The organism is Burkholderia sp. SR8, from assembly GCF_052851275.1.
The window spans coordinates 111,911-126,684 of the sequence record NZ_JAULUC010000013.1 but is presented as its reverse complement, the minus strand read 5'-3'; the positions used below and the strand labels follow the sequence as shown (position 1 = coordinate 126,684).

18 protein-coding genes are annotated in these 14,774 nt (G+C 68.9%); 8 read left to right on the top strand and 10 right to left on the bottom strand.

Annotated features, from left to right (window positions below):
- Positions 1 to 96: 96 nt before the first annotated feature.
- The gene (locus Q3A80_RS18305; protein WP_446330329.1) at positions 97 to 579 is read left to right on the top strand and encodes a DUF1641 domain-containing protein; all 483 of its coding nucleotides are present in this window, start codon (positions 97 to 99) and stop codon (positions 577 to 579) included.
- Here Q3A80_RS18305 and Q3A80_RS18300 read toward each other — a convergent pair.
- The 3 genes from Q3A80_RS18300 to Q3A80_RS18290 all read right to left on the bottom strand — a co-directional run bounded on the left by Q3A80_RS18300 (position 554) and on the right by Q3A80_RS18290 (position 2,668).
- Positions 554 to 1,030 carry an NUDIX hydrolase gene (locus Q3A80_RS18300; protein ID WP_446330328.1) on the bottom strand — a complete coding sequence of 159 codons (477 nt, stop codon included), beginning with the start codon at positions 1,028 to 1,030 and terminating at the stop codon, positions 554 to 556. The two genes, Q3A80_RS18305 and Q3A80_RS18300, sit on opposite strands and share 26 nt — an antisense overlap.
- A 156-nt stretch (positions 1,031 to 1,186) precedes the next feature.
- Complete coding sequence (locus Q3A80_RS18295) at positions 1,187 to 2,098, bottom strand: manganese catalase family protein (protein WP_446330327.1); 912 nt, start codon at positions 2,096 to 2,098, stop codon at positions 1,187 to 1,189.
- 339 nt (positions 2,099 to 2,437) lie between these two features.
- A complete protein-coding gene (locus tag Q3A80_RS18290; RefSeq protein WP_446330326.1) occupies positions 2,438 to 2,668 on the bottom strand; it encodes a hypothetical protein in 231 nt (76 codons plus the stop codon).
- 195 nt (positions 2,669 to 2,863) lie between these two features.
- Here Q3A80_RS18290 and Q3A80_RS18285 point away from each other — a divergent pair, with 195 nt between their 5' ends.
- The 3 genes from Q3A80_RS18285 (at position 2,864) to Q3A80_RS18275 (ending at position 7,699) form a co-directional block, all read left to right on the top strand.
- Positions 2,864 to 4,276, top strand: a complete 1,413-nt coding sequence (locus Q3A80_RS18285; protein WP_446330325.1) for an HlyD family secretion protein — start codon at positions 2,864 to 2,866, stop codon at positions 4,274 to 4,276.
- 85 nt (positions 4,277 to 4,361) lie between these two features.
- Entirely contained in the window at positions 4,362 to 5,954 is a 1,593-nt protein-coding gene (locus tag Q3A80_RS18280) for a DHA2 family efflux MFS transporter permease subunit (RefSeq protein WP_446330324.1), read from the top strand.
- A gap of 2 nt (positions 5,955 to 5,956) precedes the next feature.
- Positions 5,957 to 7,699 carry an efflux transporter outer membrane subunit gene (locus tag Q3A80_RS18275; protein WP_446330323.1) on the top strand — a complete coding sequence of 581 codons (1,743 nt, stop codon included), beginning with the start codon at positions 5,957 to 5,959 and terminating at the stop codon, positions 7,697 to 7,699.
- Positions 7,700 to 7,732: 33 nt separating this feature from the next.
- Here Q3A80_RS18275 and Q3A80_RS18270 read toward each other — a convergent pair whose 3' ends face one another.
- The 3 genes from Q3A80_RS18270 to Q3A80_RS18260 all read right to left on the bottom strand — a co-directional run bounded on the left by Q3A80_RS18270 (position 7,733) and on the right by Q3A80_RS18260 (position 9,192).
- Positions 7,733 to 8,293 (bottom strand): GNAT family N-acetyltransferase, encoded by a 561-nt coding sequence (locus Q3A80_RS18270; protein ID WP_446330322.1) that lies wholly within the window; start codon positions 8,291 to 8,293, stop codon positions 7,733 to 7,735.
- Between the two features lie 345 nt (positions 8,294 to 8,638).
- Positions 8,639 to 8,860: a hypothetical protein gene (locus Q3A80_RS18265; protein ID WP_446330321.1), complete on the bottom strand. Its 222-nt coding sequence runs from the start codon at positions 8,858 to 8,860 to the stop codon at positions 8,639 to 8,641.
- A gap of 68 nt (positions 8,861 to 8,928) precedes the next feature.
- Positions 8,929 to 9,192 carry an HPr family phosphocarrier protein gene (locus Q3A80_RS18260; protein WP_446330320.1) on the bottom strand — a complete coding sequence of 88 codons (264 nt, stop codon included), beginning with the start codon at positions 9,190 to 9,192 and terminating at the stop codon, positions 8,929 to 8,931.
- A gap of 365 nt (positions 9,193 to 9,557) precedes the next feature.
- On the opposite strand from Q3A80_RS18260, the gene Q3A80_RS18255 reads away from it, so the two are divergent.
- Positions 9,558 to 9,902, top strand: a complete 345-nt coding sequence (locus Q3A80_RS18255; protein WP_031401187.1) for a zinc ribbon domain-containing protein YjdM — start codon at positions 9,558 to 9,560, stop codon at positions 9,900 to 9,902.
- A gap of 41 nt (positions 9,903 to 9,943) precedes the next feature.
- The gene (locus Q3A80_RS18250) at positions 9,944 to 10,780 is read left to right on the top strand and encodes a spermine/spermidine synthase domain-containing protein (RefSeq protein WP_446330319.1); all 837 of its coding nucleotides are present in this window, start codon (positions 9,944 to 9,946) and stop codon (positions 10,778 to 10,780) included.
- 34 nt (positions 10,781 to 10,814) lie between these two features.
- Here Q3A80_RS18250 and Q3A80_RS18245 read toward each other — a convergent pair whose 3' ends face one another.
- Positions 10,815 to 11,000: a ribbon-helix-helix protein, CopG family gene (locus Q3A80_RS18245; RefSeq protein WP_059452402.1), complete on the bottom strand. Its 186-nt coding sequence runs from the start codon at positions 10,998 to 11,000 to the stop codon at positions 10,815 to 10,817.
- Positions 11,001 to 11,117: 117 nt separating this feature from the next.
- On the bottom strand, positions 11,118 to 11,876 hold the full coding sequence (locus Q3A80_RS18240) for a YoaK family protein (RefSeq protein WP_446330318.1): 759 nt from the start codon (positions 11,874 to 11,876) through the stop codon (positions 11,118 to 11,120).
- Positions 11,877 to 12,185: 309 nt separating this feature from the next.
- Here Q3A80_RS18240 and Q3A80_RS18235 point away from each other — a divergent pair, with 309 nt between their 5' ends.
- On the top strand, positions 12,186 to 12,536 hold the full coding sequence (locus Q3A80_RS18235; RefSeq protein ID WP_446330389.1) for a hypothetical protein: 351 nt from the start codon (positions 12,186 to 12,188) through the stop codon (positions 12,534 to 12,536).
- Positions 12,533 to 12,745: a twin transmembrane helix small protein gene (locus tag Q3A80_RS18230; RefSeq protein WP_151068086.1), complete on the top strand. Its 213-nt coding sequence runs from the start codon at positions 12,533 to 12,535 to the stop codon at positions 12,743 to 12,745. Before Q3A80_RS18235 ends, Q3A80_RS18230 begins: the two co-directional genes overlap by 4 nt.
- Before the next feature lie 259 nt (positions 12,746 to 13,004).
- On the opposite strand, the gene Q3A80_RS18225 is transcribed toward Q3A80_RS18230, so the two are convergent.
- Positions 13,005 to 14,309 (bottom strand): HipA domain-containing protein, encoded by a 1,305-nt coding sequence (locus Q3A80_RS18225; RefSeq protein WP_446330317.1) that lies wholly within the window; start codon positions 14,307 to 14,309, stop codon positions 13,005 to 13,007.
- The gene (locus tag Q3A80_RS18220; protein ID WP_446330316.1) at positions 14,299 to 14,583 is read right to left on the bottom strand and encodes a helix-turn-helix domain-containing protein; all 285 of its coding nucleotides are present in this window, start codon (positions 14,581 to 14,583) and stop codon (positions 14,299 to 14,301) included. Before Q3A80_RS18220 ends, Q3A80_RS18225 begins: the two co-directional genes overlap by 11 nt.
- Positions 14,584 to 14,774: the final 191 nt, after the last annotated feature.

Here is a 14,774-nt window from a genome sequence, read left to right as displayed (position 1 = left end):
CGCCGGCGGGCGCGGAGAACGAACCGGGACACGAATGCGGCGCGCACGTGGCGGCCGCAACGAGCGCCGTGCGACGCCCCATCCGGAGAACAACTGATGACCGATCGCCCACTCCCAGACACGACGCCTCCGGCGCCGTCGCCCGATGCGCATCACGCGCTCGAAAACCTGCTCGGCAGCCTGCACCGGCACGGCTTTCTGCGTTTTGCGAACGAAGTCGTCAGCGCGAACGCGCGAATGGCCGAGACGTTCGTCGGCGCGTTCGACAAGCCCGGCACGCAAACCGGCGTGCAAAATCTCGCGGCGCTCGTGATGGCGCTGTCGAGCATCCCGCCCGAGCAGTTCGGCAAGACCATGTTCGCGGCCGCCGACGCGCTGCGGCACGTCGGCGCGTGGCAGCCGTCCGAGCACGAGCATGCGGCGCCCGGCGTGCGCGGCGTGTACCGGCTGCTGCACGACGAAGCGCTGTGGGACGCGCTGACGCCGTTGCTCGAAGGGTTGAAGGTATTCGCTCAGGGCCTCGCGCGCGAACCCGGGCAGCCGAGCGCGACGTTCAGCGGGAAGCCGACGGACGCGTGACCGGATCGGTGCCGCGCGTGTCCTGCGCGCGGATCAGGCTCGCGATCCGCTGCACGATGCGCTGCGTCGGCGCGCTTGCCGGCCAGCGCGGCACCGCGTCGAGATGGACCCAGCGGCACAGCGCGATCTCGCGCCCCGGGCACGCATGCTGGCCGGGCGGCAGCATCGCGACGAACACGTGATGGCGCTTCACGCTGCCGTCGACGTAGAAGAAATACGCGAGTTCGAGGTCGACGAGCCCGGTTTCCTCGTGCAGTTCGCGATGCGCGGCGTCGAGCGCCGATTCGCCGCGCCGGATCACGCCGCCCGGCAGCGTCCAGCGGGCCGACGGCCGGCGCGCGACCAGCAGCACGCGGTTGTTGCGATGGCAGACGATCGTCGCGCGTTCCTTCGCCAGCGGAGCCAGCGGCACGGTGCGCACGGGAAAATCGGACGGGTCTGGGAGTGTCATGCCCGGAAGGCGGCAGAGAAGGGCGAGATCCATGACGACCTGCAGCAACCGGTGTGCCCGCGTGGGCCGCGGCCGGCGCCCGGTCGCGGCATCGCGCGAGAGGCCCGGCCGGCACGGCCGCCGCGCCGCGCCGCCGCGCGCGGCGCGGTGCGGAGCTCAAGGCTTTGCGGGCGGCGTGGTGCCCGGCGCAGAAGCGCTGCTGTCGCGCGGTGCGCCCGCGCCCAGCTCGGCGCCCGTGACCGGATCGCAGCGCGGATCGGAGGTCAGCCGGCGCGTCATCGCTTCGAGCGCCTGCGACTGCTGCGGCTCGACCGCGCCCTTCGCCGCACCGTCGCCGCCGTCGACCGCCGGCTCGCCGCGCCGCAGCGACAGCGAATCGCCGCGATTCCACGGGCCCGGCACCGGTTCGCCGTCCTGCATCCGGAAGTACACGCGGTCGTACGGCGCCTTCGGCGGCAGCTTGCCCGGCGGGAAATTCGCGGTGATCGCATACAGCGCCTTCTCGAACGACATCTGGTGCGACACCTCGCGCGTCATCAGGAAACCGAGCGCGTCGCGCACGCCCGGATCGTCGGACACGTTGATCAGCCGCTCGTAGATGATCTTCGCGCGCGCTTCGGCCGCGATGTTCGAGCGCAAGTCGGCCGTCGGTTCGCCGATCGTGTCGATGTACGCGGCCGACCACGGCACGCCGCCCGAATTCGTCAGCGGCGAACCGGCACCGTACAGCACCTGCGTCACGTGACTGTCGTTGCCCGCGCCGTGCAGCTTGCGGTACAGATCGGCCTGTTCGTCGACCGCTTCGGCGAGTTCGCCCTTCGCGCCGCGGTTCAGCATCGCGGCGATCGAGCCGATCACCTCGAGGTGGCTCAGTTCCTCGGTCGCGATGTCGAGCAGCATGTCCTTGCGGCCGGGATCCTCTTCGGTGATCGCCTGCGTGAAGTAGCGCATCGCGGCGGCGAGTTCTCCCTGCGGTCCGCCGAACTGTTCGAGCAGCAGGTTTGCGAGGCCCGGATTCGGCGCGGCGACGCGCACCGTGTACTGAAGCCGTGTGTTGTGGATGAACATGAAACCTCCGTGTGAAGAAGTGGACGGCACCTGCGACGGGGGCTGAGCACAGGGCGCGCCTATAGTGGTGGTGCGGTGCGGTGCGGTGCGGTGCGGTGCGGTGCGGGGTGCGGTGCGGGTATTCGCGGCGCGCGGAGAGTCCGACGGCTGACCGCTGACCGCTGACCGCTGACCGCTGACGGCTGATGGCTGATGCCAATGGCCGGTCGCGCGGCTACACCGGCCTCGCGCATCGGCCGTGCCGCGCGCCGCGCGATCGTCCGCGATTTTTCAACGCGTTGTCATTTCTGCCGCGGGGCGCACGCCGCCGCTCCCGGCCTGCACGCCGAACACGCGTGCTCAGCGCGGTTCGCCGCGTTCGCGTTCGCGTCCCGGCGGCCGCTTCTGCGGTTCGCCGGATTGCTGTGCCGGCCCATGGTCGTCGGGTTCGGGCGGTTTGCCTTCGGCGGGATCGCGCGCACTGCGCGGCGGCGGCGTGTCCGTGCCGTGCCGCTTGCCTTCGGGGCCGGGCGTGCTGTCGCCGCGGTCTTGTCCTTGCGAATCGGTGTCCAGCGAGCTCGAGCGTGTCATCGGAGCCGGTTTCCTGTCGTGATGATCGGATCTCGTGTGGCGCATCGCGCGTGCCGGCCGAACTTGCGGGGCGATGCGTGGCCATTCGTGCCGGGCCGGGACCACGACGCGGGCCGGGCGCGCCGTTTGCTTGCACGCGCGGCTGAGGCCGGCGCGTGCAATGCCGCACGCGGCCCCCGCCTGGAGAGCGACCCGATGCCCGATGCGACCCTGTTCCCGTTGCCCATGAGTGAGCGATTGCGCGACGTGCTCGCGCGCGCGTTCACGCCCGGGCGGCGCGGCAGGCGGACACAGGTGCAGGCGCGCAGTTTTGCGACGTTCTCGTCCGCGGTTGCCGAGCCGGCGTCGCCGCTCTGCGAAGCGCCCGCCGAACTCGCGGCGCTCGTGACACTCGCCCGCGCCGGCGACGGCAACGCCGACGGCAACCGCGGCGGCGGCACCGCACAAGGCCGCCACGACGAACACGACACCGACGCGCCGGGCGGCGGCGGAGGCGACGGCCATCCGCACGACGATCGCGGCGGCCGCACCGGCGGCGATGGCGACGGCGACGACGGCGAGGGCGAACGCAAGCGGCCGGGCAAGAAACCGTTGATCGTCCTCGGCGCGGTGGTGATCGTGCTGGTGATCGCGGGGCTCGTCTGGTGGCTCATGACGCGCAACCAGGAAAGCACCGACGACGCGTATACCGACGGCAACGCGGTGGCCGTCGCGCCGCACGTGTCCGGCTACGTGACGCGGCTCGCGGTCGACGACAACACGTTCGTGCATCGCGGCGACGTGCTGGTCGAGATCGATCCGCGCGACTACCGTGCGCAGGTCGACGCGGCACGTGCGCAGCTCGGTCTCGCGCAGGCGCAGCTCGACGCATCGCGCGTGCAACTCGACATCGCGCGCGTGCAGTATCCGGCGCAGTACCGGCAGGCGCGCGCGCAGATCGAATCGGCGGAAGCCGCGTACCGCCAGGCGCTCGCCGCGCAGGAGCGGCAGCGCGCGGTCGATGCGCGCGCGACGTCGCAGCAGGCGATCGACGCGGCCGACGCGCAGCGCGCGAGCGCCGATGCGAACGTCGCGATGGCCCAGGCGCAGGCGCGCACCGCGAGCCTCGTGCCGCAGCAGATCCGCCAGGCCGAAACGGCCGTCGAGGAGCGCCGCCAGCAGGTGCTGCAGGCGCGCGCGCAACTCGATACCGCGAACCTGAACCTGTCGTACTGCGAACTGCGTGCGCCGTCCGACGGCTGGGTCACGCGGCGCAACGTGCAGCTCGGGTCGTACCTGCAGGCCGGCGCGTCGGTCTTCTCGATCGTCACGCCGCGCGTGTGGATCACCGCGAACTTCAAGGAGTCGCAACTCGAACGAATGCGGATCGGCGATCGCGTCGACGTGTCGGTCGACGCGTATCCCGATCTCGACCTGCACGGCCACGTCGACAGCATCCAGCTCGGCAGCGGCGCGCGCTTCTCCGCGTTTCCGACCGAAAACGCGACCGGCAATTTCGTGAAGATCGTGCAGCGCGTGCCCGTGAAGATCGTGCTCGACGGCCCGCTGCCGAACAATCCGCCGCTCGGTCTCGGTTTGTCGGCCGAACCGACCGTGCACTTGAAATGACCGGCCGCCGCGCGGCGGCCCGCCTTCACCGGAGCGAACCGATGCCCGACCTCCGCATGCCCGACACGTTGCGCGAGGGCCGCCGATGAACCGGCCGGCCGATCGGTCGCGCGCGTCCGGCGGCGCATGGCGGCCGGCCGCGAACCCGTGGGTCATCGCGATCGTCGTCACGCTCGCCGCGTTCATGGAGGTGCTCGACACGACGATCGTCAACGTCGCGCTGCCGCACATCGCGGGCACGATGTCCGCGAGCTACGACGAGGCGACCTGGACGCTCACGTCGTACCTCGTCGCGAACGGCATCGTGCTGCCGATCTCGGGTTTCCTCGGGCGCCTGCTCGGCCGCAAGCGCTACTTCGTGCTGTGCATCGCCGCATTCACCGTGTGTTCGTTCCTCTGCGGCATCGCGACCAACCTCGGCGAACTGATCGTGTTCCGCATACTGCAGGGGCTGTTCGGCGGCGGGCTGCAGCCGAACCAGCAATCGATCATCCTCGACACGTTCCCGCCCGAGCAGCGCAATCGCGCGTTCTCGATCTCGGCCGTCGCGATCGTCGTCGCGCCGGTGCTCGGGCCGACGCTTGGCGGCTGGATCACCGATCATTTCTCGTGGCGCTGGGTGTTTCTGCTGAACGTGCCGATCGGCGCGCTGACCGTGCTCGCGGTGATGCAGCTCGTCGAGGATCCGCCGTGGCGGCGCGGCGCCGAGCGCGGGATTTCGGTCGACTATGTCGGCATCGGGCTGATCGCGATCGGGCTCGGCTGCCTGCAGGTGATGCTCGATCGCGGCGAGGACGAAGACTGGTTCGGCTCGAACTTCATCCGCATCTTCGCGGTGCTGTCCGCGCTCGGGCTGATCGGCGCGACGTTGTGGCTGCTGCGCACGAAGAAACCGGTCGTCGACCTGTCGTGCCTGCGCGACCGCAATTTCGCGCTGGGCTGCGTGACGATCGCGACGTTCGCGGCCGTGCTGTACGGCAGTGCGGTGATCGTGCCGCAACTCGCGCAGCAGCATCTCGGCTACACGGCGACGCTCGCGGGCCTCGTGCTGTCGCCCGGCGCGCTGCTGATCACGATGGAAATCCCGCTCGTGAGCCGGCTGATGCCGCACGTGCAGACGCGTTACCTCGTCGGGTTCGGCTTCGTGCTGCTGTCGGGCGCGCTGATCTATTCGCGCATGCTGGTGCCGGACATCGACTACAAGCACCTGGTGATGATCCGCTGCGCGCAGTCGCTCGCGATCGGTTTCATGTTCGTGCCGATCACGACGCTCGCGTACCTGACCATCCCGCAGCGGCTCAACGATGATGCATCGGCGCTGTTCACGATGTTCCGCAACGTCGCGGGCTCGATCGGCATTTCGGTGTCGACCGCGCTGATCCGCGAGCGCACGCAGGCGCGGATGGCGCATCTGTCCACGCACATGTCGCCGCTGTCGCAGAACTTCCAGGATGCGCTGCACGAAAACGCGCGCACGATCGGCGCGCTGTCGGGCGTGCCGCCGCCGGCCGCGCTGCAGACGGCGACCGGCCGGCTCTACGAAACCTTCATCTCGCAGGCGACGATCCTCGCGTATATCGACGTGTTCGCGATCCTCGCGGTGTTCTGCGCGTTCAGCATTCCGCTGACGTTCCTGTTCTCGCCGGTGAAGGCCGCACGCGGCACGGGAGGGCATTGACGATGACGACGATGCATCGACGGCATGGCGTGCGCCGACATCGGATGCCGGCGCGCGGGATCGCGGCGGCGCTCGCGGCGAGCGCGGTGCTCGTAGTGTGCGCCGGCTGTACCGTCGGGCCGGATTTCAAGCCGCCGCATGCCGACGTGCCGGCGAACTGGCATGACATGCAGACCGCGGCATCGGCGGCATCGGCAGTATCGGTGGCATCGGCAGGATCAGCCGCATCGGCCGCCGCCGCGCAGACGCGCTCGTCGCCCGTGACGAGCGCCGATCCCGACCCGCGCTGGTGGCGCGCGTTCGGCGATCCGCTGCTCGATCGTCTCGTCGAGCGCGCGGCGCACGACAACCTCGACGTGCAGGCCGCCGTGCTGCGCATCGCGCAGGCGCGGGCGCAGGTGCGCGCGGCCGCTGCGCAGGGTTTGCCGAACGTGCGCGCGAGCGCGAGCTACCAGCGCGAGCAGCTCGGCCTGAAAGGCATCATCGAGGATCAGGGCCTCGACCAGCGCGTCGATCGTCTCGGTGCGCCGGGCTCGCCGCTCGATCGCTTCGGGCCGGGCACCGGCGCGAGCGTGCAGCAGGGCGCGCGCGGCGCGATCGATGCGCTCGAAGCGCCGGTCAACCTGTGGCAGGCCGGCTTCGACGCGTCATGGGAGCTCGACCTGTTCGGCCGCGTGCGCCGCTCGGTCGAATCGGCCGGTGCGCAGGCGAGCGCCGCGGTCGCGAGCCGCGACGATGCGCTGCTGTCGCTCGAGGCCGAAGTCGCGCAGACGTACCTGCAACTGCGCGGTGCCGAAGCTCAGCGCGCGCTCGCGGACGACCTGCAGCGCGCGCAGCGCGACCTGCTCGATCTCACGCGCGAGCAGGCCGCGCACGGGCTCGCGAGCGACCTCGACGTGCGCAGCGCCGACGCGCGGCTCGCGCAGATCCGCGCGCAGCTGCCGCAGTTCGACCAGCAGATCGTGCTGCTGCGCAACGGCCTCGCGTATCTCGTCGGCGGTGCGCCGGGCGCGCTCGACGACTGGCTCGACGCGCCGCACGCATTGCCGGGCGTGCCGCCGACCGTGCCGGTCGGCCTGCCGTCGACGCTTGCACGCCGCCGGCCGGACATTCGCCGCGCGGAAGCCGAACTGCATGCGGCGACGGCCGACGTCGGCGTCGCGGTCGCACAGTTCTATCCGGACATCTCGCTGACCGGCCAGGTCGGGCTGCGCGCGTCGCACGTGCGCGAGCTCGCGCACTGGTCGCATCTGTTCTATTCGTTCGGGCCGGCCGTATCGCTGCCGATCTTCTCGGGCGGGCAACTCGTGTCGAACCTGCGGCTGTCGCAGGCGCGCCAGGCCGAAGCGGCGCTCGCGTACCGGCAGGCCGTGCTCGTCGCGCTGCGCGACGTCGACAACGCGCTGGCCGTGTACCGCACCGACCAGACGCGCGCGGCCGCGCTCGACGATGCCGTGAAGGCCGAGCAGGGCGCGCTGGAACTCGCGCGAGATCGTTACCGGAAGGGGCTGTCGCCGTTCCTCGACGTGCTCGATGCGCAACGGCAATGGTCGGAGGGGCGGCAGCAGGCGGTGCAGGGCGCATTGCAGACGACGACCGATCTCGTCGCGCTGTACAAGGCGCTCGGCGGCGGATGGCAGACCGGCGCGGCTCCTGGCGCGAATGCGGATGCGGTCAGCGCGCCATCGCCATCACCGTCGGCATCGGCATCGGCATCGGCTGACGCAACGACCCGCGCGCCATAGCGAGCGTGCCGCGACGGCAGCGGCCGTGCGCGGTCATGCCGACCGGCACGCGCGCGAAAACAGCAGCGAATCGGCGTCGTTGAAGCGGATGCGCACCGGATCGGCATAGCCGGCCTTCTCCGCGACGCGGATCGATGCGACGTTGGTCGGCGCGATCAGGCATACGCTGCGTTCGAACCGGTTCTGCGCATCGAGCCATTCGAGTGCGTGCGCCAGCGCTTCGGTCGCATAGCCTTTGCCGTGCGCCCAGCTCGCGAGCGCCCAACCGGCTTCGGGCACGCCGCGAATCGACGGCTCGACCGCGCGGTGGAAATCGGCGAAGCCGAGATCGCCGACGTAGCGGCCCGTCGCCTTCTCGCGGATCGCCCAGTAGCCGTAGCCGAGCAGCGGCCACAGTCCGCGATACGCGAGCATGCGCATCCACGAGTCGCGCGGCGCGGACGGCTTGCCGTTGAGGATGTGCGCGACGACGGTCGGTTCGGTCCACATCGCCGCGAGCGCGTCGAAGTCGCCGAGCGGGTGGCCTTCGAGCACCAGGCGCGGGGTGTCGAGAACGGGCGGGGACGTGACGGGCGGCAGCGCGCTGGAGGTCATCGGGCGTTCCATCGGGAAGGGGAGCGAATGCGACGCACGGCGCCGCGCCAACGGTGCCGTACGATACCGCGGAAATCGCGGTGCGCCGGAAAGCCCCGCGTGCGTCGGGGGATACGGTCGCGCCGGTGGCCGCTGCCGCCGTACGAGCGGATCGATACATGCCGCCGCGGCGCTTGAACCGCATCGTCCCGATGGACGCACATGCGTTCGCCGGATGCGGTACGCAGGCCTGCAAGATATCGGGAAAGGGACGCACTGCGGGCTGCCGGCGGATTTCGTCATGGACGCGTCCCGCCCGGCTGCGTCCGTCGCATCCGGCGGCATTGCGTTCGTGCCGGCCGGTTGCTACTTGCGGCTTTTCAGGAAGCTGCGCCCGTGCGCGGTGATCGACGCGCCGGAGCGGCCGTGCGCCGCATGGCTGACGAAGCCCGCGCCGACGAGTTCCTGCTGGACCGACCAGCCGAGCGCCGGCGCATCGCGGCCATAGCGCACGTCGGCGAGCCGCTCGAGCGCCCAGAGTGCGGAGGCCGACAGGTTGGGGGTGTTGGACGTGACGTTGTCGTTCATTGCTTCCTCCGGGAGTGGTGATTCAGGGTGAACGGCACGAGACCGCGGGATCGGGCGGCGACGCAGGGTCAGCCCGCTTGCAGCAACGGCAACAGCGCCTGCAGCGCGATGCCTTCGTCGGGGCCGCTGGCGAGCATCTGCGCGGACGTGCCGCCGTGCAACTGCAGCGTCGCGACGGCGCTCGCGTCCTTCGCGCTGCCGCTGAGACCGTTGGCGATCAGCAGGATGTCGCTGTCGAAGCGGCGTGCCGCCGCGACGAGCGCCTCGCGGGCCGCGCTGGCGCGGCTGCGGTTCCACGCGGCGCCGATTTCGACGTAGACGACGGTTGCCACGATGCGCGTCAGCCTCGCGGCAAGTCGCCGGAACGGCGTGCGCCGGCCGACGACCAACCCGCCGCAAACGCACGGCGGGCGGCTTCCCGATAGGGTGCCCGGCCTTGACCGGACGGCGCCGGCGCATCATTCATCACGAACATGTCGACATCCTCAGCGAAACCGCCATCAAGTCCGGCGAACGACCGAAAGTGGACGATTATAATACGAGAGCCAGGTTATGTGTATTGCATTATAATGTTGTGTGCATGACGCTCGATCCGGCCATTTCGCCGGGGCGGCGCGGCACGCGATCCGGGCGACGCGCTTGCGCGCCCGGCATTTTTTTATCGATTGACCCGAACCCCCACCGAATGGAAGCTGCAATGAACGCCGCCCCCGCCTGCCCGCAATGCGCGATGGAAAACACTTACCCGGACGGCACGCTGACCGTGTGCGCGGACTGCGGCCACGAATGGTCGGCCGGCGCCGGCGCCGAAGCGGGCGACGAACCGGCGGGCGACGTCGTGAAGGACGCGAACGGCAATGTGCTGTCGGACGGCGATTCGGTCGTGCTGATCAAGGATCTGCGCGTGAAGGGCTCGTCGATCACGTTGAAGATGGGCACGAAGGTCAAGAGCATCCGGCTCGTCGGCGGCGATCACGAAGTCGATTGCAAGACCGACATGGGCGGCTTCATGCTGAAGGCCTGCTACCTGAAGAAGGTCTGACGCGCGGTTTCACCGTTCTCCGACCAACCGGACTGCCGAACATGAGCGAGGATCGGACATCCTATGATGCATTCCTGCGTTTCCTGGCGATGCCGTTGAACGACGGCCGTCCGTTCGTGCTCGAGACGAAGCACGCGGTGTCGCTGCATTTCGATCACTTCGGCACGCAGAGCTTCATGTCGCTGAAGGATCCGGTGCGGCTCGAGCTCGGCTACACGCGCGTGATGATGGGTTTCCTGCTGCTGCAGCCGGCGCCCGCGCGCATCTGCATGATCGGGCTCGGCGGCGGATCGCTCGCGAAGTACTGCTATCGGCATCTGGCCGGCACCGCGATCGACGCCGTCGAGATCAACCCGGACGTGATCGCGCTGCGCGACGTGTTCCGGATTCCGCGTGACGATGCGCACTTCGCGGTGGTGTGCGCGGACGGCGCGGACTACGTCGCCAGGCCCGACGTGCAGGCGGACGTGATCCTGCACGATGCATTCGTCGCCGACGGCACGCCCGGCCGCTGCACGGGCACCGAATTCCTCGACGCGTGCCGCGCCCGGTTGAGCGAGACGGGCGTGCTCGCGATCAATTTCATGGACGACGATCCGGCGCTGCCGCGGCATCTCGCGCAGTTGCGCGCGGTATTCGACGATTCGTATGCGCTCGTGCCGTGCGGCGACGACAACAACTTCATCGCGTTCGCGTGGAAGAACGGCAATCCGTTGCCGTCGTTGCGCATCCTGCTCGAGCGTGCGCTCGGGTTCGGGTCGGCCGGCGAGCTCAAGCTCGCGTCCACGGCGCGACGCATGAAGGCGGGAGAGGGCATCGATCCCGCGCGGCTCGTCTGGCGCGCGCGCGAACATGCACGATGGGAAATCTGCGCGTGATGGCGCCGCGAGGCGCACGCGCTTGCCTGAATCGTTATTTCACGCGCTTGCCGAGTGCGCTCTTCGTCTTGTAGGTGACGCCGTGCTTGTCCAGGTATTCGCGGATCAGCTGACGCACGACCTGCGACGGCGTGAGATCCTGCTCCGCGCAGAGCATTTCGAACGCTTCCTTCTTCGCGGGATCGATCAGGACGGTCAGGCGGGCGGTTTTCGTTTCCATCGTCAGGCGGGGGTGGTCGATATGTTAATCAAATTATAATCCATCGGCTTCTGGCGCAGCGCCGTGGCGGTGCGGGTGCCGGCTCAATGCCGGCGTTCGAGCGGTGCGGGTGCCGGCTCAATGCCGGCGTTCGAGCCACGCGAGCAGGTCGTCGATCACCGGTATCGCCGCGAGCATCACGAGCAGCGCGGCGAGCGGCACGGTCGACACGTAGCCGACATGCTTGAAGCCGATCGCGCCGGCGAGCCCGCCGACGAAGAACGATGCGAGCATCGTCGCGTGAATCCTCAGTTTCGAACGGTTCGCGATCACCGCGTGCGCGTCCACGTCGATGGCCGTCCGGTTCCAGTAGAACAGCTTGCCGAGCTCGATGCCGAGGTCGGTCACGATGCCGGTCACGTGCGTCGTGCGGATTTCCGCGCCCGACAGCTTGGTGATCGTCGCGTTCTGCAGCCCCATGATGAAGCACAGCAGCGTGACCGTGACCGGCACGAAGAACGCCTCCCACAGCGCGAGATGGCTGCCGAGCAGCCCGAACAGAAGCAGCAGCACCGCTTCGACCAGCAGCGGCAGCACGAACTGGCTCTGCAGCGCGCGCCGGCGCCCCCAGTTGACGAGAATCGCCGAGCAGCCGGCGCCGATCAGGAACGACGCGAGCGAACTGATGCCGGCCAGCGCGAGCGGAAGCTCGCCGAGCGCCGTCTGGTCGGCGATCGCCGACACGATGCCGCTCATGTGCGACGTGTATTGCCGGACCGCGAGGAAGCCGCCGGCGTTGGCAGCGCCGGCGACGAACGCCAGCGAGAAGCCGAGCTGACGGTTCGCGGTCGCGCTGCGGTGTTTTCCCGTCAGGCTTCGAAAATACTGCGCTGGCATAGGGTCTCGGTTTCGCTCAATCGCCGGATTGCCGGATTGCCGGATCGCCGGACTTCAGGCACGGGAGGACGGCAGACGCCCGGGCCGCGCACGTGCATCGACCGGCGGAAACGGGGCCGGGCGGGCTCGCATCGTCTGCGAATCATGATAACGACATTATCATACTCTGTTAGTCGTATTGCGCTTTGAGTACAATGTCGTCCGATGCTGCCGGTTGGCGGCATCGTCCGCGCAACCGCTTGCCGGCTGCTTCCGGTTCAACACGGCGCACGCGTGCCGCCACCTCGCCGCCACCTCGATATCCGCGCCATGACCCCGATCAAGTTCGTCCTCCGCTACACGGCGATTCCGTTCGCAGCCATCGTTGCCGTCGTCGTGTGGGCGGTCGTGCCGTCGTCGAAGGAAATCGACGCGCGGCAATATGCGGCGCTGTCGCGCGGATACGCGAGCTTTCCGCTACCGTTCAGACATGAGATCTCGGACGCGATGGACGAGGGGCGGATCAGCGACCGCCGTTACCAGGCGCTCGTGCGCGATTCGCTCGGCAATGGCGTCGCGCTGGACTGGCCGGCATCGGGCGTCGCCGACGTCGCTGCCGAGCGGCGGAAACTGGCCGAACTGCTGAAGGCCGATGCGGGCCTGGAGGAGCATCAACAATGAAGATTGCGCTGGTTTCGGCGGCTTTCGTACTGATCATCGGAAGCCTGATTTTCGCGCTGTATTTCATGAATCACGACCGCGGCAGGAGCAAGCGGATGGCATGGTCGCTCGCGGCGCGCGTCGGGTTGTCGATCACGCTGTTCCTGTCGCTGCTGATCGCGTACAAGCTCGGATGGATCGAACCGACCGGGCTGCCGATCGGGCGGTGACGCGCGTGCGCGCCGTCCTCGCGCGGCGTTTTTCGATGCGTTCGGGTTTCATTCGTTGATCGGGCTATTGTGATAAGAATACTTATCCCGATAATGGTGATGCGAATGAAGGTCGCCGTCGTAACCGCCATCTGGAACGTCCATCAAGAGAGCGCCACGCTGCGCTGCTGACGTGCTTCGCGCACAGGGAGGGCGGCGCGGCCGGCGACAAAACCGCGGCAGAAGAGTGGACCGGCGGCGCTCGCCCGCGGGTGACCGCTCAGCCCCGCGTCGCCCGCAGCGCGCGCCCCATCTCCGCGATCGGCATCGCGACGATCGAATTCAGCAGCCGCATTTCGCCGGCGTCCGGCCGCGCGATCTGACGCACATCGTCGAGCGTCTGCGCGACGTGCCGATCGAGCGGTTCGAGAAAGCGCTGCAGTTCGCTGGCGGCCGCCTTCTCCCTGAGCCCGAGCGCCTGACCGAACGCAACGAGCGCATTCACGTCGATCTCGGCAAAGCGCGTCGCGGTGCCGAGCGGCATCGTCAGCTCGCAGTGCGGCCAGTGATCGCCGCGATGGTCGGGCCGGTGCGTCGGCGTGTGATAGACGACCGTGCTGACGATGTCGTAGAACGGCGCGAGCCGGTAACTGCGCGCATCGACGAAGAACGACAGGTTCTTCAGATGCGCGTCGGCATTGCCGACCACCACGTTGAATACGGTCCAGCGGAACACCGCCAGGCGCGCCAGCGCGCGCGTGCTGGTGCGCTCGATCGCGCGCGCGAGTTCCTGCGCGTTCGCGCGCTGGTACTTGAAGCCGCGATCGTAGTTGAGCAGCTGCATCGCGTCGATCGTATGAAGGCGGCCGGCCGGTTCCGACGCGACGTCGCGGTCGAACCGGTCGATCACGTAGCACGCTGACGGCGCACGCAGGAAATGCACGTCCGGCACGTCGAGCCCCATCTTCTTCGCGAGCGTCATGCAGAAGAATTCGTTGATCGCCGAATGCGGATAGCCGGCCGCGCGCATGTCGGGCTTGAGCAGGTGCATCGACGGCTCGCTGCCGACCGGCTCGTACAGCGCGTAGTCGGGCGCGTCGCCGCGCAGCACCAGCAGCAGCTTCTGCTGCGCGCCGGCCGCCGACATGCGCTTGGGCGCGGTGGCCGTCAGCGCGCGCTCGGGCATCGCCTGGATCCGCCGTTCGAGCTCGTCGAGCGGCAGCGGCTGCAGGCCGCCCGGCGCTTCCCGCTCGCCGTCGGCCAGCAGCGTCAGCGCACCGGCCGATTCGCGCCCGAAGTACGCGAGCAGGCCCCATGCATCGGCGGCGTCGACCTTCGCCTCGCGTGCGAGCGACGTGCGCATGCCTTCCTCGGGCAGCAGGTTGTCGAAGAACCACTGGACCGGGCGATCGGTCGACGTGTCGGTGAACGGGCCGGCCCGCAGCGCGAAGGCCGGCGACAGCGGATACGCGGCCGGCGACGCGAGCCATTGCGGGTCGTACGCGAACGACCAGATCCCTTTGTCGTCGGTCAGCGTACCCATGCGCACGCCGTTCGCGGACGCGATCAGCGTTCTAGCCGCCATGGCTGCTCCTGCGGCGTTGCGCGGCCTTCAGCGCGGTGGCTTCCGAAATCTCGACCGTCGACTCGGCGTACAGCCGCACGCCCAGTTCGCCGAGCAGCAGCATCACCTTGCCGATCTGCGCGGTCGGTTTGCCGGCTTCCACCTGGCTGATGAATTTCGGCGACAGCCCGGTCGCATTCGCGAGTTCGTCGCGCGTGAACCCCTGCTGGAGCCGCGCCGCGCGGATGAGGTGGGCGAGCGCGCCGATCGTGTCGACGGACTGCGGCTCCGACATGATGTTCTCCGTGCTTCGTATCTGATCGGGAACAGTATTGCACACTTCGCCGGCCCGGGAATTATTTCGTATCCGTACAGGAACGAATCGGCGATGGCGACGGCCGGTTGCGGCCGTTCGTACCCGAGCGGGAACCGGTAGTCGGAAAATCGTCGTGGAGAATCGATTCGTATCCGGTCGGATACGGAACG